Origin of the sequence: Burkholderia sp. Se-20373 (genome assembly GCF_017104705.1) — a bacterium.
GTDB lineage: Bacteria > Pseudomonadota > Gammaproteobacteria > Burkholderiales > Burkholderiaceae > Burkholderia.
This window is the reverse complement of sequence record NZ_JAAGPH010000128.1, coordinates 1-23,605: the sequence shown is the minus strand read 5'-3', so window position 1 is coordinate 23,605 and position 23,605 is coordinate 1. Positions and strand designations below refer to the sequence as shown.

Annotated in this window: 21 protein-coding genes, 1 tRNA gene and 1 pseudogene; 7 read left to right on the top strand and 16 right to left on the bottom strand. The window is 66.4% G+C overall.

Features of this window, described 5'->3' with window-relative positions; genetic code table 11:
* Positions 1 to 219 precede the first annotated feature (219 nt).
* The 5 genes from G3N96_RS30145 to G3N96_RS30125 form a co-directional block, all read right to left on the bottom strand.
* Positions 220 to 621 (bottom strand): YXWGXW repeat-containing protein, encoded by a 402-nt coding sequence (locus tag G3N96_RS30145; RefSeq protein ID WP_089460559.1) that lies wholly within the window; start codon positions 619 to 621, stop codon positions 220 to 222.
* Between the two features lie 160 nt (positions 622 to 781).
* Entirely contained in the window at positions 782 to 1,036 is a 255-nt protein-coding gene (gene minE, locus G3N96_RS30140; protein ID WP_006476634.1) for a cell division topological specificity factor MinE, read from the bottom strand.
* 12 nt (positions 1,037 to 1,048) lie between these two features.
* Positions 1,049 to 1,864 carry a septum site-determining protein MinD gene (gene minD / locus G3N96_RS30135; protein WP_046545140.1) on the bottom strand — a complete coding sequence of 272 codons (816 nt, stop codon included), beginning with the start codon at positions 1,862 to 1,864 and terminating at the stop codon, positions 1,049 to 1,051.
* A 59-nt stretch (positions 1,865 to 1,923) separates the two neighbouring features.
* Entirely contained in the window at positions 1,924 to 2,709 is a 786-nt protein-coding gene (gene minC / locus G3N96_RS30130; protein ID WP_089424736.1) for a septum site-determining protein MinC, read from the bottom strand.
* A 169-nt stretch (positions 2,710 to 2,878) separates the two neighbouring features.
* Positions 2,879 to 3,391, bottom strand: a complete 513-nt coding sequence (locus tag G3N96_RS30125; protein WP_174968547.1) for a GNAT family N-acetyltransferase — start codon at positions 3,389 to 3,391, stop codon at positions 2,879 to 2,881.
* A gap of 669 nt (positions 3,392 to 4,060) precedes the next feature.
* Between G3N96_RS30125 and G3N96_RS30120 the strand changes: the two genes are divergently transcribed.
* Positions 4,061 to 5,221, top strand: coding sequence for an alkane 1-monooxygenase (locus G3N96_RS30120; protein ID WP_206139459.1), 1,161 nt, complete (start codon positions 4,061 to 4,063; stop codon positions 5,219 to 5,221).
* A 102-nt stretch (positions 5,222 to 5,323) separates the two neighbouring features.
* On the opposite strand, the gene G3N96_RS30115 is transcribed toward G3N96_RS30120, so the two are convergent.
* From G3N96_RS30115 to serS, 4 genes are all read right to left on the bottom strand, one after another.
* Positions 5,324 to 6,859 carry a methyl-accepting chemotaxis protein gene (locus tag G3N96_RS30115; RefSeq protein ID WP_206139458.1) on the bottom strand — a complete coding sequence of 512 codons (1,536 nt, stop codon included), beginning with the start codon at positions 6,857 to 6,859 and terminating at the stop codon, positions 5,324 to 5,326.
* Positions 6,860 to 6,919: 60 nt separating this feature from the next.
* Entirely contained in the window at positions 6,920 to 7,252 is a 333-nt protein-coding gene (locus G3N96_RS30110) for a hypothetical protein (RefSeq protein ID WP_185634115.1), read from the bottom strand.
* Between the two features lie 243 nt (positions 7,253 to 7,495).
* Positions 7,496 to 7,586, bottom strand: a tRNA-Ser gene (locus G3N96_RS30105).
* Between the two features lie 114 nt (positions 7,587 to 7,700).
* Positions 7,701 to 9,002 (bottom strand): serine--tRNA ligase, encoded by a 1,302-nt coding sequence (gene serS / locus G3N96_RS30100; protein WP_124576710.1) that lies wholly within the window; start codon positions 9,000 to 9,002, stop codon positions 7,701 to 7,703.
* Positions 9,003 to 9,265: 263 nt separating this feature from the next.
* Here serS and G3N96_RS30095 point away from each other — a divergent pair, with 263 nt between their 5' ends.
* Positions 9,266 to 9,532 (top strand): DUF2164 domain-containing protein, encoded by a 267-nt coding sequence (locus tag G3N96_RS30095; RefSeq protein WP_206139460.1) that lies wholly within the window; start codon positions 9,266 to 9,268, stop codon positions 9,530 to 9,532.
* Between the two features lie 43 nt (positions 9,533 to 9,575).
* On the opposite strand, the gene G3N96_RS30090 is transcribed toward G3N96_RS30095, so the two are convergent.
* From G3N96_RS30090 to G3N96_RS30080, 3 genes are all read right to left on the bottom strand, one after another.
* Entirely contained in the window at positions 9,576 to 10,886 is a 1,311-nt protein-coding gene (locus G3N96_RS30090) for a replication-associated recombination protein A (protein ID WP_046545133.1), read from the bottom strand.
* 159 nt (positions 10,887 to 11,045) lie between these two features.
* The gene (gene lolA, locus G3N96_RS30085) at positions 11,046 to 11,735 is read right to left on the bottom strand and encodes an outer membrane lipoprotein chaperone LolA (RefSeq protein WP_206139457.1); all 690 of its coding nucleotides are present in this window, start codon (positions 11,733 to 11,735) and stop codon (positions 11,046 to 11,048) included.
* 46 nt (positions 11,736 to 11,781) lie between these two features.
* A complete protein-coding gene (locus G3N96_RS30080; RefSeq protein ID WP_206139456.1) occupies positions 11,782 to 14,091 on the bottom strand; it encodes a DNA translocase FtsK in 2,310 nt (769 codons plus the stop codon).
* Between the two features lie 441 nt (positions 14,092 to 14,532).
* On the opposite strand from G3N96_RS30080, the gene trxB reads away from it, so the two are divergent.
* The 3 genes from trxB to G3N96_RS30065 all read left to right on the top strand — a co-directional run bounded on the left by trxB (position 14,533) and on the right by G3N96_RS30065 (position 17,022).
* Positions 14,533 to 15,495: a thioredoxin-disulfide reductase gene (gene trxB, locus G3N96_RS30075; RefSeq protein WP_206139455.1), complete on the top strand. Its 963-nt coding sequence runs from the start codon at positions 14,533 to 14,535 to the stop codon at positions 15,493 to 15,495.
* A gap of 137 nt (positions 15,496 to 15,632) precedes the next feature.
* Entirely contained in the window at positions 15,633 to 16,412 is a 780-nt protein-coding gene (locus tag G3N96_RS30070; protein ID WP_089439440.1) for a Smr/MutS family protein, read from the top strand.
* Positions 16,399 to 17,022 (top strand): trimeric intracellular cation channel family protein, encoded by a 624-nt coding sequence (locus G3N96_RS30065; RefSeq protein WP_124576704.1) that lies wholly within the window; start codon positions 16,399 to 16,401, stop codon positions 17,020 to 17,022. The genes G3N96_RS30070 and G3N96_RS30065 overlap by 14 nt, the downstream gene beginning before the upstream one ends.
* A gap of 87 nt (positions 17,023 to 17,109) precedes the next feature.
* Here the strand turns inward: G3N96_RS30065 and ugpC are convergent, their stop codons facing one another.
* From ugpC to G3N96_RS30045, 4 genes are all read right to left on the bottom strand, one after another.
* The gene (ugpC, locus tag G3N96_RS30060) at positions 17,110 to 18,228 is read right to left on the bottom strand and encodes a sn-glycerol-3-phosphate ABC transporter ATP-binding protein UgpC (RefSeq protein WP_089472317.1); all 1,119 of its coding nucleotides are present in this window, start codon (positions 18,226 to 18,228) and stop codon (positions 17,110 to 17,112) included.
* 112 nt (positions 18,229 to 18,340) lie between these two features.
* Complete coding sequence (locus G3N96_RS30055) at positions 18,341 to 19,198, bottom strand: carbohydrate ABC transporter permease (RefSeq protein ID WP_011544828.1); 858 nt, start codon at positions 19,196 to 19,198, stop codon at positions 18,341 to 18,343.
* A complete protein-coding gene (locus G3N96_RS30050; protein ID WP_089439437.1) occupies positions 19,188 to 20,126 on the bottom strand; it encodes a sugar ABC transporter permease in 939 nt (312 codons plus the stop codon). The genes G3N96_RS30055 and G3N96_RS30050 overlap by 11 nt, the downstream gene beginning before the upstream one ends.
* Positions 20,127 to 20,265: 139 nt before the next feature.
* A complete protein-coding gene (locus tag G3N96_RS30045) occupies positions 20,266 to 21,513 on the bottom strand; it encodes an ABC transporter substrate-binding protein (protein WP_059485260.1) in 1,248 nt (415 codons plus the stop codon).
* A 431-nt stretch (positions 21,514 to 21,944) separates the two neighbouring features.
* Here G3N96_RS30045 and zwf point away from each other — a divergent pair, with 431 nt between their 5' ends.
* The gene (zwf, locus tag G3N96_RS30040; protein WP_124576695.1) at positions 21,945 to 23,414 is read left to right on the top strand and encodes a glucose-6-phosphate dehydrogenase; all 1,470 of its coding nucleotides are present in this window, start codon (positions 21,945 to 21,947) and stop codon (positions 23,412 to 23,414) included.
* Between the two features lie 88 nt (positions 23,415 to 23,502).
* Positions 23,503 to 23,605 (top strand): annotated as a pseudogene (locus G3N96_RS30035) (6-phosphogluconolactonase); the annotation flags it as partial.

Below are 23,605 nucleotides of genomic sequence, written 5' to 3'. Positions count from 1 at the left end.
GCCGGCCGAGGACGCGGCCCATGCACCGGCGCCGCACGACGACGAGCCGGCCGCAGCCGGGGCGCGCGACCCGGCACAGCCCGGCCCGCGCGACGCTCAATAGATCACGACGGGCGCCGGCCGGTAGTACACGGGCCGTGCCGGCACGACGATGCACCCGGCCAGCGTGATCGCGACGAGCGCGATGGCAATTGCGGTTCTTTTCATCGTCCGCCTCCATCATGCCCAGTGACCACGGGTCCAGAACCAGTTCGGACCGCGCTGGTCCCAGTGGCCCGGCACCCATTGCATGCCGACGCGCTCGGCTTCCCAGTGGCCACCGATCCACACGTAGCGGCCATGCTCCCAGTGCCAGTGCCCGCGATCCCACACGTAGCCCACGCGCGAGGCCGGCACGACCTCGTAGCGCACCGGCGGCGGCGCGTTCGGCGCGACGATCACGACTTCCTCGGTGCGCACGGCGACCGGCTCGGCGACGACCATGCGGCCCTGCGGCACGATCACGGGGGTGCCGACGAGAATCTCGTCCGCGTGTGCGGCAAGCGGCGCGACGACGGCTGACAAGCTCGCGGCAAGCAAGGCGAGCGAAACGATACGACGTTGAACGGTAGAGACAGCCATCACAACCTCCTGGTTGAACAAGTTACGCGAGCGTATTCGTTCAATGCGGGAGGGGCGGAAACGGCCGACAGACGCCGTGTTACGGCATGCCCGAAAGTGCAACAGGGCGTAAGACGCGCACGGCGGCGAGTGCCGCCGTGCGGAGGGATATCCGCAACGGTCAGGCTTGCGGAATCTCGATCTTCACTTCGAGGACTTCGAGATCGTCCTGGCGCTCGAGGCTCACGCGGATGTCATCGTCCGAAATATGGACGTACTTCGAGATGACCGCGACCAGCTCCTTCTGCAGCGCCGGCAGGTAATCGGCCGGCGGCCGGCCGCCGACGCGCTCGTGCGCGATGATGAGCTGCAGGCGCTCCTTCGCGACCGATGCGGACTTCTTCTTCTCGCCGAGGAGAAACGAAAGGATGGACATGGGCGGCCTCCGTTACTTGCTGCCGAAGAGGCGCTGCAGCAGGCCCGGCTTCTGGTAATCGGTGAAGCGCAGCGGCTTGTCTTCGCCGAGGAAACGCGCGACGACGTCCTTGTACGCTTCCGCCACGTCGGTACCGTCGATATGCACGGCCGGCAGACCCTGGTTCGATGCATGCAGCACGGCTTCCGACTCGGGCACCACGCCGATCAGCTTGATGCGCAGGATCTCGCTGATGTCCTCGAGCGACAGCATCTCGCCTTCGCTGACGCGCTTCGGGCTGTAGCGCGTGATCAGCAGGTGTTCCTTGATCGGATCCTTGCCTTCGGTCGCGCGCTTCGTCTTCGACGACAGGATGCCGAGAATGCGATCCGAGTCACGCACCGACGACACTTCCGGGTTCGTGACGATCAGCGCTTCGTCCGCGAAGTACATTGCGTGCAGTGCGCCCGCCTCGATACCGGCCGGCGAATCGCAGACGATGTATTCGAAGTCCATCGCGACCAGGTCGTTCAGCACCTTCTCGACGCCGTCACGCGTGAGCGCATCCTTGTCGCGCGTCTGCGACGCCGGCAGGATGAACAGGTTCTCGCACTTCTTGTCCTTGATCAGCGCCTGGTTCAGGTTCGCTTCGCCCTGGATCACGTTCACGAGGTCGTACACCACGCGGCGCTCGCAGCCCATGATGAGATCGAGGTTGCGCAGGCCGACGTCGAAGTCGATCACGGCCGTCTTGTGGCCGCGCAGCGCGAGACCGGACGCAAAGCTCGCGCTCGTCGTCGTCTTGCCCACGCCGCCCTTGCCCGAGGTCACCACGATGATTTTTGCCATTTACCCAATACCCTGTGTTCGTCAATGAGAGCCGATCGATCCGGAGCGCTCCGCGTGTGTTACGTCAGGCGCAGCGGTTCGATCATCAGTTTTTCCTCTTCGAGCCGGATCTGCACCGATTTGCCCAGTACTTCGGCGGGCAACGGGTTCTCGGTTGTTCGATAGATACCCGCGATCGAAATCAGTTCCGGCTCGAGACACGTGCAGAAAATGCGCGCGTCGTGATTGCCGTGCACGCCCGCGAGTGCGCGGCCGCGCAACGGCGCGTAGATGTGGATATTGCCTTCCGCGATGATCTCCGCGCCGTGACTGACCGGCGCGAGCACCACGAGGTCTCCTTTCGCGTAAATCTGCTGCCCCGAACGCAACGGCCGGTCGATCACCAGCGTCTGGCCGCCGGCCTGCACGGGCGTCGGCGCGGGCTCCGACGGCTGTTCGGGCGCCGCCGCGGCTGCCGCAGCGGCGGCGGGCTCGACGGCTGGCACTGCCGCCGGCTCCGCTTCGTCGGCAGGTTTCGCGGCCGGCGCGCGGCGATCGCGCGCCTCCAGCAACGGCAGGCCGGCTTCCCCCGCCCAGCCCTGCGTTGCCAGTGCGACGACGCCCACCGGACGCATCCGCACGTCGTTCAGCATCTGGCGGATGTCCGCGAGCGCGACGCGTTCGCCGTCAGCCAGGCGGCGGACGTCGATCGCGACGACATCGTCGGCGAAAAACTCGGGAGTCGCTTCGAAGCGCTTGACCAGTTCGGTACGCAACGCATCGAGATCGGTCGTCTTCACGGTGAACAGCAACGTATCGACCGATCCGCTGCGCAGCTCGAAGAATGGCGATTTTTTAAGCGACATGGACACTCTGCAAAAATTTTTTGCGTATTTTACAGGCGTCCACGCGCGCGGCCATTATTTTTGGGGAACCGGATGGCGGCGGCCCGGGCGGGCGCGCAACCGGCAGGCGGGCAGGCAAGCGGGCGACCCAAGCCTCATCGCGCCGTGCGGCCCGCGTTCCGACGTCACGTCAGTGCTTCATCTGCGATACGTACAGCGATTTCATCGCGCCGGGCATCCGTGCGATCGGCGCGTGTTCGCCGGTATTGCCGAACCCTGCCCGCTCGTAGAAGCGGATCGCGTTGCGGTTCGCATCGGCAATCCACGCGTAGACGTCCTGGGCGCCGCGCTCGGCGAGCCAGGCGGTGGCCGTCTCCAGCAGCAGCACGCCGCCGCGCAGATGACGCACCGCGTGCGCCACCCACAGCTCGCTGACGAACGCACGCCGATCGGGCGTATTGTCGAAATACGCGCCGATCATGCCGGCCGGATGGCCTTCGGTATACAGCAGGAAAGTCGTCGACTCGTCGGACACGGCGCGCTGCGCGGCAATCGCCGACGCCGCGTCCGTTTCGACGTTCAGCAATTCGGCCTCCGGCGCTTCGCCGGGCGCGTAGGGCTCGCGCAGCGATGCGGCGCGGAGTTCGCGATACACGCCGCCCTGGTCGGCAACGATACGACGAACGGTCAAGGTCGAACTCATGCAGGCACAGCCCCCTTCGGACAGCAAGCTATTAGCTTCAACCGAAAGCGGGGCATGAGTCAAATCGTTATTTTCAAATGACAGCGCGAATCGAAAGGCAGCACGCACCGCCGGCGGCCGGTCGGCCCGTTCGTGTGCGGGTGCAGCATCGCCATGCCGATGCGTGTCGCCGAAAGACGGTTGCCGCGGCCTCGTTCGACGCATGGCACCGGTCGCCTTGCGACATCAGGCAGTCGCCCGCCGGGTCCCGCCGATTTCAGCACGGATGTCGTAATGATCCGTAAGATTGGCAACCCGAAAATCGATATCACGGGTACCTGCCGCCCTCCGTATATTGCATTGCAACATTTGTTGCAAGCCCGTGGCGCCGCCAACCGCACGCGTCACGACACGCCATCCGTCTGACAAACCGGTCGCCCCGTGCGGGTCGATCCGGTGTTCCCCCCATGTTTCAATCGGCGTGCGCGGGCCCTTCCCTGCCGGCGCCGCACACGCCCGTCCGTTTGGAGCCGCGCGCCTAGTGCCGGAGTTTGGCAAGCGTGCGCGTGAGTCGTATAACAGGCAGAACCGGGTGACGATCCGGCTCGACCGCGCGTGCTTCGCGGACCGACGAGAATTCGAACAACCGTACAGGCGGCCGCCCTCGGGCCGGCCGGCAGGAGGGAGACAATGGCAAAGACCCACGGATCGGCTCCGGGCTGGTCGGATGGCAAGCGTTACCTGTGGCTGCTCGGCGCGCTGACGATCACGCTGCCGATCCTCGCCGCCCAGCTCGCGCTGTCGACGGGCCTGCACGTATTCTGGTGGTTCGGCCCGCTGTTCGCGTTCGGCGTGATCCCGATCCTCGACACGCTGATCGGCGACGATCGCGACAACCCGCCCGAGGACGTCGTGCCGCATCTCGAACGGGAGCGCTACTACCGGTTGATCGTCTATCTCGCGACGCTCGTCGAATACGTCGCGTTCTTCGCGTGCGTCTGGATCGTCGGCACGCATGCGCTCGCCTGGTACGACTACGTCGGCTTCGCGCTGTCGCTCGGCGCCGCGACGGGCATCTCGATCAATACCGCGCACGAACTCGGGCACAAGACCGACCGCTTCGAGCGCTGGCTCGCGAAGATCACGCTCGCGCCGGTCGCATACGGCCACTTCTACGTCGAGCACAACCGCGGGCACCACGTGCGCGTCGCAACGGCGGAGGACCCGGCGAGCGCGCGCTACGGCGAGTCGTTCTGGGCCTTCCTGCCGCGCACCGTGACCGGCAGCATCCGCTCGGCGTGGCGACTCGAGAAGGCGCGCCTCGAACGGCTCGGGCATTCGCCGTGGACCTGGCGCAACGAAGTGCTGCACGCGTGGGCGATGACCGTCGTCGTGTGGGGCATCGCGATCGCGATCGCCGGCAAGGTCGTGATTCCGTTCCTCGTGATCCAGGCCGTCTACGGCGCGTCGCTGCTCGAAGTCGTGAACTACGTCGAGCATTACGGGCTCGGCCGCCGCAAGCTGCCGAACGGCCGCTACGAACGCTGCTCGCCGCAGCATTCGTGGAACAGCAATCACGTCGTCACCAACCTGTTCCTGTACCAGTTGCAGCGACACGCCGACCATCATGCGAATCCGACGCGCTCTTACCAGGCGCTGCGCCACTTCGACGATGCGCCGCAACTGCCGGCCGGCTACGCGACGATGATCCTGTTCGCGTACGTGCCGCCGCTCTGGTATCGCGTGATGAATCCGCGCGTCGTCGCGCACTACGGCGGCAACATGGCGCAGTCGAACATCAAGCCGTCGATCCGCGCCCGGGTGCTCGCGCAATATCCGGCCGCGGCGTGATCGCGGGGGGCGGGCCGGGGTCGATCGGCGCAGGTGCGCCGCTGAACGCCGACGCCGCGCCGGCCCCGGTTCCATCGAAGTCCGGCGTGACGGCGGCCGCGGTCACGCCATTTCCGGCAGCCTGAACACGGCCACCGCATGCCGCAGCGCGCTCGCCTGCTCGGCCAGCGCCTGCGTCGCGGCCGAGGCCTGCTCGACGAGCGCCGCGTTGCGCTGCGTCGCTTCGTCCATCTGCGTCACCGCGATGTTCACCTGCTGGATGCCGCCGCTCTGCTCCTGCGACGCGGACGAGATTTCGCCGACGATCGTCGTGACGCGCTGCACCGCGCCGACGATCTCGTGAATCGATTCGCCCGCCCGGCCGATCAGCACGGCGCCCGCGTCAACCCGCCTCGTCGACTGCTCGATGAGCCCCTTGATCTCCTTCGCCGCGGCGGCGCTGCGCTGCGCGAGCGTGCGCACTTCCGCCGCGACGACCGCGAAGCCACGCCCCTGTTCGCCCGCGCGAGCCGCCTCGACCGCTGCGTTCAGCGCGAGGATGTTGGTCTGGAACGCGATGCCGTCGATCACCGCGATGATCTCGCCGACCTTGGCGGAGCTGTCGGCGATGCCGTTCATCGTGCCGACGGCATCCGTCATCACGCCGCCGCCCGCCGCCGCGATGTTCGACGCGTCGTGCGCCAGTTGCGCTGCGTGCTGCGCGTGCTCGGCCGACTGGCGGACGATGCCGGTGAGTTCAGTCATGCTGGCGGCCGTCTCCTCGAGCGACGCGGCCTGCGCCTCGGTCCGCGCCGACAGGTCGTGATTGCCCGACGCGATCTGTGCGCTCGCCGTCGCGACGGCTTCGGCGTGCGTGCGCACTTCGAGCACGACGCCCGAGAGGCTCGTCTGCATCGTCTGCAACGCGCGCAGCAGATCGGCGATCTCGTCGCGGCCGGCCGCGTCGACGTCGCGCGTCAGGTCGCCTTCGGCGACGGCCTGCGCGCACGCCACCGCGCGGTCGAGCGGACGCAGGATCGCGCGGCTGAACAGGAACGCGCCCACCATCGCGACGCCGAGCACGACCAGCATCAGCACGAGGCTCGCGGTCGTGGCGTGCTGCGCATCGCGGCTCGCCTGCGCCGACACCGCGGCACTCTCGTCGGCGATCGACTTCGCGGCCCGCTCCAGCAGCGCCGCAGGCTCGCGGTCCACGCCCGCCACCGCGGCATCGCCCGCCGACGGCTCGAAGCCGGCCGCCTTGAACGCGTCGAACCCGCGCCGGTAGCCGTCGCCCATCGCCGTGTGCGCGCGGATGAACTGCTCGACGAGCGAGCGGCTCTCGCCGGGCGGCAACTGGTGAACGAGCTGCGCGGCGAGCGTATCGACCGTCCGCTCGCGCGTCTGGAAAGACTGCCAATACTTGTCGAGCTTATCGGGCTGCTTGCCGCGCAACAGCGTGTCCTTCCATTCCTGAACCTGCAGCTTGAACTGCACGAGCGTGGCCGACACGAGCCGTTCGTCGCCGACGTTCGTCTGCACGTCTTCGGCGAACGTATCGATCGACCGATTGAGAATGTGGATACCGTACAGCGCGCCACCGAACATCAGCAGCAGCGCGACGGCGAATGCGAGGGGAATCTTGTAGCTCAGCTTCATGGAACCTTGAATCGACGGGGAACGAGGCGGTCCGGCATGAGCGCCGGCCGCCGCCCCGTGTTAACGGCGCGGGAAACGCTGGCTTAAAGCTGAAGAAAGCGGCAAGGACCGGACGCGGGCGAAAGATCCGGCCGCCCACCCGGTCAGGTCGGATGCGATCCCGGCGATCACGTCGGCCAGGTAGTAGCCGCCCTGCGTCGGCGTCGACGCGATCATCGCGGCATTCAGCACGACCGACGCGGGAAACGGCGTCGAGACGACGACCACGACGAGCAACGCGAATGCGAACAGCGCCATGAATTCGGCGAGATCGTCATGTCGCCGCGTGATCGCGAGAATGAACGGGACGGCGATCAGCAGCACGATGCTGGCGTGATACGCGAACGCCAGCATCGTGCTGCGGTTCGGCGTGCACCCTCACCCAGCGGTACAGGTCGGGCCAGTAAAAGCCGAACAACGCATCGAACCGGACGAGATCGGCACGATCATGCACGCAATGGGTCGCATCGTATCAGCACGATCCGGTGTGCCGATGGTCGAGTTGCCGACACGGCAATGGCGTGCGGCACGACACACGTTCCGCGAACCCAAAACGAAAAACCCCTTGATCCTTTCGGATCAAGGGGCTTCGTATTTTGGCGGAGAGGGTGGGATTCGAACCCACGGTACGGGGAAACCGTACGCCTGATTTCGAGTCAGGTACATTCGACCACTCTGCCACCTCTCCTTCCTTGCTGCATCTCGCGACTGGTCGTTTCCGCGAGAAAAAGATTATAAGACGATCGCTTCGTTGCTGACAAGCCCTTTCTGCAATTTTTTTGCGAGGGCTTTGAAGGCCGCGTTACGACGCCTGTGCCGGCGCGTCGATACGCTCGATGCCGCCCATGTACGGACGCAGCACCTCCGGCACCGTGACCGTGCCGTCCGCGTTCTGGTAGTTCTCCAGCACCGCGACGAGCGTACGGCCGACGGCGAGACCCGAACCGTTCAGCGTATGCACGAGTTCCGGCTTGCCCTGCGCGTTGCGGAAACGCGCCTGCATCCGGCGCGCCTGGAACGCTTCGGTATTCGAGCAGCTCGAGATCTCGCGATAGGTGTTCTGCGCAGGCAGCCACACTTCGAGGTCGAACGTCTTCGCGGCCGAGAAACCCATGTCGCCCGTGCACAGCGTGATCACGCGGTACGGCAGCCCGAGCTTCTGCAGGATCGCTTCCGCATGGCCAACCATCTCGTCGAGCGCCGCGTACGACGTTTCCGGCGCGACGACCTGCACCATCTCGACCTTGTCGAACTGGTGCTGGCGGATCATGCCGCGCGTGTCGCGGCCGTACGAACCGGCTTCCGAGCGGAAGCACGGGGAATGCGCGGTCAGCTTGATCGGCAGTGCGGACGCGTCGACGATCGACTCGCGCACGGTGTTCGTCAGCGAGATTTCCGACGTGGAGATCAGGTATTGCGTGACCTTGTTGTCCTCGCCGCCCTTCTCGACGCGGAACATGTCGTCCGCGAACTTCGGCAACTGGCCCGTGCCGTACAGGATCTCGGGGTTCACGATGTACGGCGTATACGTCTCGGTATAGCCGTGCTGCTGCGTGTGCGTGTCGATCATGAACTGCGCGAGCGCGCGGTGCAGGCGTGCGATCGAACCGCGCAGCATCGTGAAGCGCGCGCCGGCGAGCTTCGCGCCGGTCTCGAAATCGAGGCCGAGCGGCGTGCCGACGTCGACGTGATCCTTCACCTCGAAATCGAACTGGCGCGGTGTGCCCCAGCGGCGCACCTCGACGTTGTCGGCTTCGTCCTTGCCGACCGGCACGCTTTCATGCGCGACGTTCGGCATGCCCAGCATCAGGTCGGACAGGCGCGCCTGGATCTCGCCGAGCTTGGCTTCTCCCGCCTTCATTTCATCGCCGATCCCGCCGACCTCGGCCATCACGGCCGACGTGTCCTCGCCCTTCCCCTTCATCGCGCCGATCTGCTTCGACAGGCTGTTGCGGCGCGCCTGGAGCTCTTCGGTGCGGGTCTGAATCGCGCGGCGTTCCGCTTCGAGCGCGGAGAAGGCGGCGATGTCGAGGGTGTAGCCGCGATCGGCGAGGCGCTGGGCGACGCCGTCGAGGTCTTTGCGCAGCAACTGGATGTCGAGCATGGGAGGACTTGGAGAATCGTTGTGTAAGACAGGAATTCTAACGCACCGCGGGGCTGCCACGGCACTGGCCGGACGGACAATGCTGCAAACGGGCGATGACCGTGGCGCGACGGCCGTGGCAGTATCGCATTGCCGGTCCGCCCGCCGGCCCCCGCGAAAGGGCGCGGCATCGACGCGCCGCGGATCGCGAAACACCCGGGCGTGCCCGCCGCAACGCATCGAACACGGCACGCGCTACCCGTCACAACGACTCAAGGACCCCGATGGCCATCGAACTGGAGAAGGACGTACGCGACCGCGCGATCGCGTCGCTGCAACGCTATTTCACAGAAAACATGGATGAGCCGATCGGCAATATCCAGGCGGGTGCCCTGCTGCACTTCTTCGTCGAGGAAATCGCGCCCGCGATCTACAACCTCGCGATCGCGGATGCGCAGCAGAGCTTGCACGCCCGCGTCACCGAACTCGACATCGAGTGCCATCAGGAGCCGTTCGGCTACTGGAAGAAGCAACCGGCCCGCAGGCGCTGACGCGTTCGCGGCACCGGCGCGGACCGCGCCGGACGTTACCCGGTCAGTCCTTCTTGCCGGCTTCGCGGTCGAGTTCGCGCAGCCACGCGAGCTTGTCGGCGATCTTCGATTCGAGCCCGCGCGGCACCGGCTTGTACCAGCGCGGCTCGCGCATCCCGTCCGGCAGGTACGTCTCGCCGGCCGCATACGCATTCGGCTCGTCGTGCGCGTAACGGTAGGCGTGACCGTAGCCGAGCTCCTTCATCAGCTTGGTCGGCGCGTTGCGCAGATGCACGGGCACCTCGCGCGACTTGTCCTGTTTCACGAACGCCATCGCCTGGTTGAACGCGTTGTAGCCGGCGTTGCTCTTCGCCGCGCACGCGAGATAGATCACCGCCTGCCCGAGCGCGAGCTCGCCTTCCGGCGAGCCGAGGCGCTCGTAGGTTTCGGCCGCGTCGTTCGCCATCTGCAGCGCGCGCGGATCGGCGAGGCCGATGTCTTCCCACGCCATCCGCACGATCCGCCGCGCGAGATACTTCGGATCCGCGCCGCCGTCGATCATCCGGCAGAACCAGTACAACGCGCCGTCCGGGCTCGAACCGCGCACCGACTTGTGCAGCGCCGAGATCTGGTCGTAGAAGTTGTCGCCGCCCTTGTCGAAGCGCCGTGCGTTCAGCGTCATCGCGCTGCTGACGAATTCGGCATCGATCGTCGCGGTGCCGGCCGACGTGGCCGCCGTCTGCGCCTGCTCGAGCAGGTTCAGGAAGCGCCGCGCGTCGCCGTCCGCATAGCCGACCAGCGTATCGACCGCCTTGTCGTCGAACGACAGGCCGTCGAGTGCGATTTCCTGCGCGCGCTTCAGCAACTGGCGCATCTCGTCGTCGTCCAGCGACTTCAGCACGTATACCTGCGCACGCGACAGCAAGGCCGAGTTGACCTCGAAGCTCGGGTTCTCGGTCGTCGCGCCGATAAAGGTCACGAGCCCCGACTCGACGAACGGCAGCAACGCATCCTGCTGCCCCTTGTTGAAGCGGTGGATCTCGTCGACGAACAGGATCGTGTGGCGGCCGGTGCGGTTCAGCGTGTCCTTTGCCTGTTCCATCGACTCGCGGATGTCCTTCACGCCGCCAAGCACCGCGGACAGCGCGATGAACTCGCAGTCGAACGCAAGCGCGGTGAGCCGTGCGAGCGTCGTCTTGCCGACGCCGGGCGGCCCCCACAGGATCATCGAATGCGGCTTGCCCGATTCGAACGCGAGCCGCAGCGGCTTGCCTTCGCCCAGCAAATGCGTCTGGCCGATCACCTCGGCGAGCGTCTTCGGCCGCAGCGCCTCGGCGAGCGGGCGGCGCGGCTCGACTTGAAACAGGTCGGACATGAACCCTCGCTCCACATCAAACGATGGCGGCCGAACCGGCCGCCGGACCCGACATTATGACAGCCGCGCGAAAGCACCGCCGCGCCCGGCACCCAGAAACAACAAGGGCCTGCCGTCGCCGGCAGGCCCTTCGGTGAAACAGCCGCGCGCGGGCGCCGGTCAGCCGGTTATCACGTCGGCGCCCTTCGGCACGACGAACTTGAACGTATCGCCCTTCAGCGGCGGATTCGTCTGGATGTTCGTGAACGTCAGCAGCGTGACGTTGCCGAACACGTCGTGCAGTTCCATCGCGGCGAGCGCGCCGTTCTTGAAGCCGATGCCGATCCGCTGGAACTGCGTGTCCTGCGCCTTCGGCAGCATTTCGAGCCACTCGATGCCGCCCTTTTCGCCGGCATCGCGCAGCGTGTAGCTCTTCTCCAGATCGTTGCTGCCGAACAGGATCGCGGCGGGGCTCGCGCCCAGCGCGCCGTTCAGCTTGCGCTCGGTGACCTGGTTCAGGTCGCGGTCGTACACGTAGAGCTTGTCGCCGTCGGCCTGCAGCACCTGCTGGTACGGCTTCTGGTACGTCCAGATGAACTTGCCCGGACGCGCGAACACGAACGTGCCGCTCGAATTGTCGGTGGGCTTCGGCACGGCCTGCGCGGCGCTCGCGCCCTTCGCCGGGGCCTTGACGATCTGCTGCGTGAAGTCGCCCTTCGCCGAACGCACCTGCGACACGAACGCCTTCAGTTGCTCGGTGCCGCCCGCGAACGCGTGCGTCGCCGCGAGCATCAGCGACGCACCGGCAAGCGCCGCGCCGAGCCAGCGCCGCGTCGAACGAAGGGACATTGCGAACGAATGTTGCTGCATATTGCGGTTTTCTCCCTGGGTGGCCAGCGCTGCGAACGCCGCGGACTCATTCCGCGTCGCGCGCCGGCACAAGAATTTCGCGGTTGCCGCTCGACGACATCGCCGACACGAGCCCCGACTGCTCCATCTGCTCGAGCAGCCGCGCCGCGCGGTTGTAGCCGATCCGCAGGTGGCGCTGCACGAGCGAGATCGATGCGCGGCGGTTCTTGATGACGATCTCGACCGCCTGGTCGTACAGCGGATCAGACTCCTCGCCGCCTTCGCCGGTTCCCGCGCCGGCCGAGCCCTCGTCGCCGTCGGCGGTGCCGCCTTCGAGCAGGCCCTCGACGTAGTTCGGCTCGCCCTGCTCCTTGAGCTTCTCGACGACGCGGTGCACTTCGTCATCCGCGACGAACGCGCCATGCACGCGCACCGGCAGCCCGGTGCCCGGCGCCAGGTACAGCATGTCGCCCATCCCGAGCAGCGATTCGGCGCCCATCTGGTCGAGAATCGTGCGCGAGTCGATCTTCGACGACACCTGGAACGCGATCCGCGTCGGCACGTTGGCCTTGATGAGGCCCGTGATCACGTCGACCGACGGACGCTGCGTCGCGAGGATCAGGTGGATGCCGGCCGCGCGCGCCTTCTGCGCGATCCGTGCAATCAGTTCCTCGACCTTCTTGCCGACGACCATCATCAGGTCGGCCAGCTCGTCGATCACCACGACGATGTTCGGCAGGCGCCCGAGCGGCTCCGGATCTTCCGGCGTCAGGCTGAACGGATTCGGCAGCTTCTCCTCGCGCTTCGCGGCCTCGTCGATCTTGTTGTTGTAGCCCGCCAGGTTGCGCACGCCGAGCTTGCTCATCAGCTTGTAGCGGCGCTCCATCTCGGCGACCGTCCAGTTCAGCGCGTGGCCGGCCTGGCGCATGTCGGTGACAACCGGGCACAGCAGGTGCGGAATGCCTTCGTAGACGCTCATTTCGAGCATCTTCGGATCGATCAGGATCAGGCGCACCTGGTCAGCCGTCGCCTTGTACAGCAGCGACAGGATCATCGCGTTGATCCCGACCGACTTGCCCGAGCCGGTCGTGCCGGCGACGAGCAGGTGAGGCATCTTCGCGAGATCCGCGCACACCGGCTTGCCGCCGATGTCCTTGCCGAGGCTCAGCGTGAGCGCCGACGACGCGGCCGCGTACACCTCGGAACCGATGATCTCGGACAGGTGCACCGTCTGGCGGCGCTGGTTCGGCAGCTCGAGCGCCATGTAGTTCTTGCCGGGAATCGTCTCGACGACGCGGATCGACACGAGCGACAGCGAACGTGCGAGATCCTTCGCGAGGTTGACGATCTGGCTGCCCTTCACGCCGGTGGCCGGTTCGATCTCGTAGCGTGTGACGACCGGCCCCGGATAGGCGGCGACGACGCTCGCCTCGACGCCGAAGTCCTTCAGCTTCTTCTCGATCAGGCGCGACGTGAATTCGAGCGTGTCGGCGGAAATCGCCTCCTGCGCCTTCGGCGCGGGATCGAGCAGCGATACCGCGGGCAGCGTCGAATCGCCCGGCAGGTCGGTGAACAGCGGCACCTGGCGCTCGCGCTCGACGCGCTCGGACTTCGCCGGCGTGACGACCGGCGGCACGATCGTCACCGGCTCGTGATCCTCGATGCGCACCCGCTCCTCTTCGACCTTGCCTTCGCGGCGCACGGCCGCGGCCTCGCCGAGCTTGCGGTCGCGCTCGGCCTCGCGGCGCAGCTTCGCGACGTTGACGGCGGACAGGATCGCGCCGCCGACACGCTCGGCGACCGACAGCCACGAGAAGCGGAAATACAGCGACAGGCCGATCGCGAGCGCGATCAGCAGCAGCAGCGTGCCGCCCGTGAAGCCGAACGCATGCGACATCGCACCCGCGACGGCCTCGCCGACGACGCCGCCCGGCGCGCGCGGCAACTGCACCTTCAGCGACCACATGCGCAGCGCCTCGATGCCGTCGCACGCCAGCACGACGAGCACGAACGCGAGGATTTCGGTGAGCCAGCCGATCGGCCGCTCCGGTTCGTCCGAGACCGCCTCGTGGCGCGTGATGCGGCGATAGTTGACGGCGATGCGCCGCGCGAGCGGCACGATCAGCCAGTAGGCCGACAGGCCGAACAGCAGCAGGATGATGTCGGCCGTCCACGCGCCGACGCGGCCGGCCCAGTTCGTGATGTGATCCACCTGGGCGGCGTGCGTCCAACTCGGATCGCGCCGGCTGTAGCTCAGCAGGGCCATCACCAGAAATGCGCAGAGCGCGACCTGGAGAATCCAGCGGATCTCCGTGAGGAGCTTCGACATCCGGTGAGGCAACGCCTGTGCCTGGGCGGAATAAGGAGCTTTTGCCATGAATCCGTATAAAGAGGACGGGCCGTGCGCCCGCCTGTCGTTCGATCCCGCTTATTGTAAACGCTGCACCGGGCCGCCAAGTGTAAATGACGGTTACATAACAGGGCCGGGGTGCCGACGACCCCGCGGACGCATTTCCCGGCAGCCCTTTCGCCGTGGTGCGGCCGCCCCCGTCGGGCACCGCCGCGACGCCCGTCGAGCCGGTGCCGGGCCCCGCTGCACACGGGCGGCAACGCGCCGCCGTGCGGCCCTGCCCACCCCGCGTGCGCGGCCGTTGCGCTGCCCGACACTATCGCCACGATTGAAACTCTCGTTCGGCAACGCGGCAACGGGGCCTTTATAATGCGCGTCTGATACCCATCTATGACGGCATCCCGGTCAACCCGGATCGTACGGCGAGGCCTACCCCGCCCGCCGCGGCCGCCTTTTACGGATTCGCACATGTCCACGCCCAAACACGCCAAAGTCCTGATTCTCGGTTCCGGCCCCGCCGGCTACACGGCTGCCGTCTACGCGGCACGCGCCAACCTGTCCCCGGTGCTGATCACCGGCATCGCGCAGGGCGGCCAGCTGATGACCACGACCGACGTCGAAAACTGGCCGGCTGACGCGAAAGGCGTGCAGGGTCCGGAGCTGATGGCGCGCTTCCTCGAGCACGCCGAGCGCTTCAACACCGAGATCGTGTTCGATCACATCCATACCGCGAAGCTGCACGAGCAGCCGATCCGCCTGATCGGCGACTCGGGCGAATACACGTGCGACTCGCTGATCATCGCGACCGGCGCGTCCGCGCAGTATCTCGGCCTGCCGTCCGAAGAAGCGTTCATGGGCAAGGGCGTGTCGGCCTGCGCGACCTGTGACGGCTTCTTCTATCGCAACCAGGAAGTCGCGGTGATCGGCGGCGGCAACACGGCCGTCGAGGAAGCGCTCTACCTGACCGGCATCGCGAAGAAGGTCACGGTGATCCATCGCCGCGACAAGTTCCGTGCGGAGCCGATCCTGATCGACCGCCTGCTGGAGAAGGAAAAGGAAGGCGCCGTCGTGATCAAGTGGGATCACGTGCTCGACGAAGTGACCGGCGAGGATTCGGGCGTTACCGGCCTGCGCATCAAGAACGTGAAGACCGGCTCGACGGAAGATCTCGCCGTGCAGGGCGTGTTCGTCGCGATCGGCCACAAGCCGAACACCGACCTGTTCCAGGGCCAGCTCGAGATGAAGGACGGCTACATCCTGACGAAGAGCGGCTTGCACGGCAACGCGACGTCGACGAGCGTGCCGGGCGTGTTCGCCGCGGGCGACGTGCAGGACAACGTGTACCGCCAGGCGATCACCAGCGCCGGCACGGGCTGCATGGCCGCGCTCGACGCACAGCGCTACCTCGAAAGCCTGCACGACAAGAAGTAAGCCGCGAGACCTGTCGCGCCGGGCGCTACAATGGCGTCCGCTGCCGCGAAGCGGGTCTGGCCGGACAAGCCGCTGCCGCCGTGCAGCGGCTTTTTTTTGCCCGCGCGCCCGAACGCGCCTGCCCTGCGTACCGAATCATGGCGAAGAACCAGCCCCATCCGAGCGATCCCGCAAAGCGCCAGATCGCCGCCCGTCCCGCGAACCCCGCGCCCGTCGCGCCGGCGCCCGCGCCCGATCCCGCCGCGTTGCGCGGCCAGGGGCTCGCGGGCCTCGGCGCGCTGCGCAAGTCGCTGCAAGGCGAAGCCGATCGCCGCGACCGCGAGCGCATCGAAACGGCCAAGGCCGAGCGCAAGGCGGAAGCCGACGCGAACCTGTTCCGCAACGAGATCGGCGCGATCCGCCCGCTGAACGCGCCGCCGCGCGCGGCGGCCGGCCGCACGCCGCCCGACCCGGTGCCGAAGCAGACGCAGCGCGACGAGGAAGCCGTGCTGAACGCGACGCTATCCGACGAATTCGATCCCGAGACGCTGCTCGACAGCGACGACTCGCTGTACTACCACCGCCCCGGCATCAGCCGCGACGTCGTGCGCAAGCTGCGCAGCGGCGCGTGGATCGTGCAGGCGCAGATCGACCTGCACGGGATGCGGCGCGACGAGGCGCGCGACGCGCTCGCCGAGTTCATCCGCGAAGCCGGCAAGAAGGGGCTCCGCTGCCTGCGCGTGATCCACGGCAAGGGGCTCGGCTCGATCGGCAAGGAACCCGTGCTGAAGGGCAAGGTGCGCGCGTGGCTCGTGCAGAAGGAAGAAGTGATCGCGTTCTGCGAGGCGCGCGGCCACGACGGCGGCGCGGGCGCGGTGCTGGTGCTGCTGCAGCCGTTCGCGGCGCCGGGCGACCGGGGGCCGCGTGCCGCATCCTAGGCTGACGCTCGCGATCGCGGTACTGGAGGCGATCGCCACGCTGGCCTTTGCGATCTCGGGCTTCATCGAGGCGCGCAAGAACCGCCTCGACTCGGTCGGCACGTTCGTGGTGGCGCTCGCCACCGCGTTCGGCGGCGGCACGCTGCGCGACATCCTGCTCGAACGGCGGCCGTTCTACTGGGTCGTGCACGACGACTACGTGATCGTGATCTTCGTGCTCGCGCTGTTCGCGCCGTTCGTGCTGCGGATGCTGTCACGAATATCGGCCGAGCGGCTGCTGCTCGTCGCCGATGCGATCGGGCTCGGGATCTTCAGCATCTCGGGCACGGCGATCGCGCTCGATGCCGAGATGCCGCGCTTCATCGCGGTGATGATGGGCGTGATCACGGGCGTGGTCGGCGGGATCGTCCGCGACGTGCTGTGCAACGACATCCCGCTGATCCTGCGCGATTCGCGGCCCTACGCGACCTGCGCGTTCGTCGGCTGCTGGTTCTACCTGCTGCTCGTGTGGCTGCAGTTCGATTCCGTCTACAGCGTGCTGCTCGCGACCGGCTTCATCCTCGTCGCGCGGCTCGCGACGTTCAAGTTCGACGTAAGGCTGCCGCACTGAGCGCCACCGCGACATCGACCGTCGCGCCAAAACAAAGGGGCCGTCCGAAGACGGCCCCTTCTTGCTTCGTTCAGCGCTCGCGCGACCTCACGCGATCCGCTCCTCCGACGCCGGATCGAACAGCACCGCCTTCGACACGTCGAACAGCAGCGACAGCGTCTGGTCGGGCTGCGGGTTCGCGGCCGGATGCACGCGGCTCACGATGCGCTTGCCGTTCACCTGCGCGAACACGTGCGTGTCCGGCCCGGTCGGCTCGGTCACGTCGACGCGCACGTCGAACGGTTGCAGATGCGACGCGTCGCCGTTGTGCGCATGGCGCACGTCGGTGATGCGCTCCGGACGCAGGCCGAGGATCACCTCGCGGCCGACGTGCGACTTCAGCTTCGCCGCATCGAACGGCAGGTTCAGCACGCCGCGCTTGACACCCGTGTCGACTTCAAGCGCGATCCCGCTGCCCTGCTCGACCAGCTTGCCGTTGATGAAGTTCATCGGCGGCGCGCCGATGAAGCCCGCGACGAACAGGTTCGACGGCGAATCGTAGATCTCCTGCGGCGCGCCGAACTGCTGGACCACGCCGTCCTTCATCACCGCGATCCGGTCGCCGAGCGTCATCGCCTCGATCTGGTCGTGCGTCACGTAGACGATCGTCGTGCCGAGGCGCTGGTGCAGCAGCTTGATTTCCGCGCGCATCTCGATGCGCAGCTTCGCGTCGAGGTTCGACAGCGGCTCGTCGAACAGGAACAGTGACGGATCGCGCGCGAGCGCACGACCCATCGCGACACGCTGGCGCTGGCCGCCCGACAGCTGGCCCGGCTTGCGGTCGAGCAGGTGCTGGATCTGCAGCATCTGCGACACGCGGTCGACGATCTGCTGCTGTTCGCTCTTCGGCACCTTGCGGATGTTCAGGCCGAACGAGATGTTCTCGCGCACCGTCATCGACGGATACAGCGCGTACGACTGGAACACCATCGCGATGTCGCGATCCTTCGGCGACAGGTCGTTGACGACCTTGCCGTCGATGCAGATCTCGCCGCTCGTCACGGTCTCGAGCCCGGCGATCATGTTGAGCAGCGTCGACTTCCCGCAGCCCGACCCGCCGACCAGGATCAGGAACTGTCCGTCCTCGATCTCGATGTCGACACCCTTCAGGACCGGCACCCCGTTCGGGTAGGTCTTGTACACGTCACGGATGGAAAGGCTTGCCATGCTGTGAATCCTCTGTCTCGTCTCGCGCGGCGCACTCCGGCGCCGCGTCGGGTTCGTTTCGATGCGCCGCGCGCGAGGCGCGGCCGGTTCGTCGTATCGGATGAAGCCGCGCTTACCCCTTCACCGCGCCCGCCGTCAGCCCGCGCACGAAGTAGCGGCCGGCGACGATGTAGACGAGCAGCGTCGGCAGCGCGGCGATGATCGCGCCGGCCATGTCGACGTTGTATTCCTTCACGCCCGTCGACGTGTTGACGAGGTTGTTCAGCGCAACCGTGATCGGCATCGAGTCGACGCCGGAGAACACGATCCCGAACAGGAAGTCGTTCCAGATCTGCGTGAATTGCCAGATCAGGCACACCATGAAGATCGGCAGCGACACCGGCAGCAGGATCTTCGTGAAGATCGTGAAGAAGCCCGCGCCGTCGATGCGCGCGGCCTTCACGAGTTCGGCGGGCACGCTCACGTAGAAGTTGCGGAAGAACATCGTCGTGAACGCGATGCCGTACACGACGTGCACGAACACGAGGCCCGGAATCGTGTTGGCGAGGCCGAGCATCCCCTGCAGGCGCGCCATCGGCAGCAGGATCACCTGGAACGGGATGAAGCAGCCGACCAGCATCATCGTGAACAGCGCGTCGGCGCCGCGAAAGCGCCAGTGCGTGAGCACGTAGCCGTTGAACGCACCGATCAGCGACGAGATCAGCACGGCCGGAATCACCATCTGCAGCGAGTTCAGGAAGAACGGCTTCATGCCGTCGCAGCGCACGCCGGTGCATGCGCCGCTCCAGGCCTTCACCCACGGGTCGACGGTCCACGTGGTGGGCGGCGTCAGCAGGTTGCCGGTGCGCAGCTGGTCGAGATCCTTGAACGACGTCGACAGCATCACGTAGATCGGGAACAGGAAATACAGCGCGAACAGGATCAGTGCCGCATAGATCACTGCCCGGCTGATCGTCATCTTAGGCTGCATTGCGGGTGCTCCTCGATTCCATATACATCAGCGGCACCAGCACCGCGACCACGGTCGCGAGCATCATCACCGAGGACGCCGCGCCGAGCCCGAGCTGGCCGCGGTTGAACGAAAACGTGTACATGAACATGGCCGGCAGCGACGACGACGTGCCCGGGCCGCCTGCCGTCAGCGCGACGACGAGGTCGAAGGTCTTGATCGTGATGTGGCAGAGGATCAGCAGCACCGAGAAGAACACCGGGCGCATGCTCGGGATCACGATCTTGCGGTAGATGGTCGGCAGCGTCGCGCCGTCCACCTGCGCGGCCTTGAAGATCTCCGCGTCGACACCGCGCAGCCCCGCGAGGAACAGCGCCATCACGAAGCCGGTCGACTGCCACACGGCCGCGATCACCACGCAGAAGATCGCCTTGTCCGGATCGTCGAGCCAGCCGAACGAGAAGCTCGTCCAGCCCCAGTCGTGCATCACCTTCTCGAGGCCGAGGCCCGGGTTCAGGATCCACTGCCAGGCAGTACCGGTGACGATGAACGACAGCGCCATCGGGTACAGGAAGACCGCGCGCAGCGCGCCTTCGTTGCGGATCCGCTGGTCGAGCAGGATCGCGAGGAACAGCCCGAGCGCGACGCAGATCACGATGAACGGAATCCCGAACCAGCCGAGGTTCGCGGCGGAGGTCCACCACACGTCGTTCTGGAACAGGTCCGAGTAACGGCCGAAGCCGTCGAATTCGTAGTTCGGCAACAGCCGCGAACGGGTCAGCGACAGATAGCCGGTAATCAGGATGAAGCCGTAGATGAACACCACGGCGATCGCGACGCTCGGCGCAAGCACGAGCTTCGGGATCCAGCGATCGGCGAAGGCCGACATCGGCGACGTACGCCGTGCGGCGGCAGCGCCGGATCCGTTTCCGCTAAGAGGGGCAGCCACTTGATTCGACTCCTGGAACGAGGGCGACGCAGGCCGGGCCGGCGCCGGGTACGGCACGGGCTTCGCGGGCGAGCCCGTTTGCTGCACATGCAAAAACGCCCGGCCGATGAAGCGTTTCCGGCCGGGCGCCTGTCGCGCGTTACTTGACCTTCGCGGCCTTCGCGAGCGCGGCGACCGCGCTCTTCGAATCCTGCTGCGAGTTCATGAACTTCGTCACGACGTCCGTGATCGCGCCGGCGGTCGCGTCGCTCTGCGCCATCCCGTGTGCGAGCGACGGCACGAAGCCGCCCGACTTGATCGCGGTCTGCTCGTCGGCATACGACTTCTTCGCGCAGTCGTCGAACTTGTCCATCTTCACGCCGAGGCGGACCGGCACCGAACCCTTCAGCAGGCTGAACTGTTCCTGGAAGTCCGGCGTCATGATCGTCTTCGCGAGCGCGAGCTGGCCCGGCGTCGCGTTCTTCTCGCCCTTCTGCTGGAAGAACACGAACGAATCGACGTTGAACGTATAGGCATTCGCCGTGCCCGGCACCGCCGCACAGATGTAGTCCTTGCCCGCCTTCTTGCCGGCGTTCTCGAACTCGCCCTTCGCCCAGTCGCCCATGAACTGCATGCCGGCCTTGCCGTTGATCACCATCGCGGTCGCGAGGTTCCAGTCGCGGCCGTTACGGCCGGTATCGAAGTAGCCCTGGATCTTGCGCACCGTGTCGAACACGGACAGCATCTGCGGCGAGGTCAGCGTCGCCTGGTCGAGGTCGACCAGCGCCTTCTTGTAGAACGCCGGGCCCTGCGACAGCACGACGTCTTCCCACAGCGTCAGGTCCTGCCACGGCTGGCCGCCCATCGCGACCGGCTGGATGCCCGCGGCCTTCAGCTTGTCGGCCACTGCGAAGAATTCAGGCCAGGTGGTCGGCACCTTCGCGCCGACCTTGTCGAGCGCGGCCTTGTTGATGTACAGCCAGTTCACGCGGTGCACCGAGAACGGCGCCGCGACGGTGTGGCCCTTGTACTTGATGATCTTGTCGATTTCCGGCGGCAGGTTCTGCTTCCAGTCGCCGGCAGCGGAATCGATGTTGACGAGCACGCCCTGGTCGGCCCAGTCCTGGATCAGCGGGCCCTTGATCTGCGCGGCCGACGGTGCGTCGCCGCTGATCACCTTGGTCTTCAGCGCGGTCATGGCCGCGGCGCCGGCGCCGCCCGCGACCGCGAAGTCCTTCCACACGTAGCCCTGCTTCTGCACGTCGTCCTTCAACACGCCGACGGCCTTCGACTCGCCACCCGAGGTCCACCAGTGCAGCACCGTCACATTCTCGGCTGCCTGCGCCGCCACGGCGCCGGCCATCAGACCTGCGGCGCAGAGCGCGCCCATGATCGAGCGAACTTTCATTACTTATCTCCTCCAGACTGAATCAACTCGTGAAGTTCCCCGACGGGGAACCGGCTTCTTGATAACGACGGGGAAATCGAGCCGCGGGACGCATGCAGCGTACGGGGCCGATGACCGGCCGGGCTCTTACAGAAAGCGTGAATCGAGATTCAACGGCGTGTCTCCTCTTGGTGTTTCTGGCCCGCCGCGATGATGCGGCGCGAGCCCGGGGCCGACGCCGCGCTGACGATGCGCGCCGTCAATGTCCGATAACATTCGGCACAAGGCGTTCCCGAAGATGAAGCTCGTGCAGTTCATCGACCGCACTTCTTTTTTTCTTCACCCAGGTGCTACCCCTTGCGGCGGATTGTAGTTAAACTACAATTCAGTGTCAAAAATATTTTTATCGCACTACGGATCGCTTCCGAGCACCCCCAACCCGGCGGAGACACATGCATACCGATTCCAGCTTTACCTTCGTACTTTTCGGCGGCACCGGCGATCTGTCGATGCGCAAGATCCTGCCAGCGCTGTTCGAGGCGCACCGTGCGAACATGCTGGCGGAGAGCGGCCGGATCGTTGCCGTGGCGCGTCATGAATCGGATCGGGCGTCCTATCTCGAGTGGGTCGACACGCACGTGAAGCCGCACGCGGCCAAGGCTGCCGGCAAGGCATTCGACGAAGCGGCGTGGAAGTCCTTCCTCGACCGCATCGAGTACGTGCACCTCGATCTCGGCCGCGCGGAAGACTACGTCGTGCTGCGCGACGCGGTGGCATCGCTGCCCGGCATCCGCGTGTTCTATCTCGCGACGGGCCCGTCGCTGTTCGTGCCGATCTGCAAGGCGCTCGCGTCGGTCGGCCTGAGCGAAGGCTCGCGCATCGTGCTCGAAAAGCCGCTCGGCTACGACCTGAAGTCGTCGAACGCGATCAACGACGCGGTCGGCGAGATCTTCGCGGAAGGCCAGATCTACCGGATCGATCACTACCTCGGCAAAGAACCCGTGCAGAACCTGCTCGCGCTGCGCTTCGGCAATGCGCTGTTCGAGCCGCTGTGGCGCCGCGAATGGGTCGAGAGCATCCAGATCACGATCGCCGAGGAGCTCGGCGTCGAGGCACGCGGCGATTTCTACGACAATACCGGCGCGCTGCGCGACATGGTGCAGAACCACCTGCTGCAGCTGCTGTCGATCGTCGCGATGGAGCCGCCGCATTCGATGGATTCGGATTCGGTGCGCGACGAGAAGCTGCGCGTGCTGCGCGCGCTGAAGCCCGTCGATCCGCGCGACATCGGCAAGGTGGCCGTGCGCGGCCAGTATCATGCGGGCGTGATCAAGGGCGCGCAGGTGCCGGCCTACGCAACCGAACCGGGCGTGAAGCCCGACAGCCAGACCGAAACCTTCGTCGCATTGAAGGTCGAGATCGAGAACTGGCGCTGGGCCGGCGTGCCGTTCTTCCTGCGCACCGGCAAGCGGCTGGCCGATCGCGTCGCGGAGATCGTCGTCAATTTCCGCCCGGTGCCGCATTCGGCGCTCGGGCCCACCGCGCTGCGTCCCGGTTCGAACCGCCTCGTGATCCGGCTGCAGCCGAACGAGACGATCCGCCTGTACTGCCTCGCGAAGCAGCCCGGCGAAGGGATGAACCTCGCGAGCGTGCACCTCGACCTCGCGTTCGACCAGTTCTTCAAGGAAGGGCAGATGGAGGCGTACCAGCGCCTGCTGCTCGACGTGATCAACGGCCGTCTCGCCCTCTTCGTGCGCCGCGACGAACAGGAAGCCGCATGGCGCTGGGTCGAGCCTATCCTGAACGAATGGGCACGCACGCTGAAGCCGCCGAAGCCGTATGCGGCGGGCACGTGGGGGCCGGCCGCGGCGAGCGCGATGCTCGCGCAGCACGACACCTGCTGGCTCGAAGAAGAGAACTGATGCAAACCGTTGCCGCGCACGCCACCGTACGCGGCAACGTGCCCCACGATTCGTACGACTTGAACAGACAAAGCAGTCCGGAGGAGATGTGATCGAGATTCACGCTTTCGACACCCAGGAAGCGCAAAGCGAAGCGCTCGCGCGCGCCGTCGGCGATGCGCTGCGCGCCGCGCTCGCCGGCCCCGCGCGCC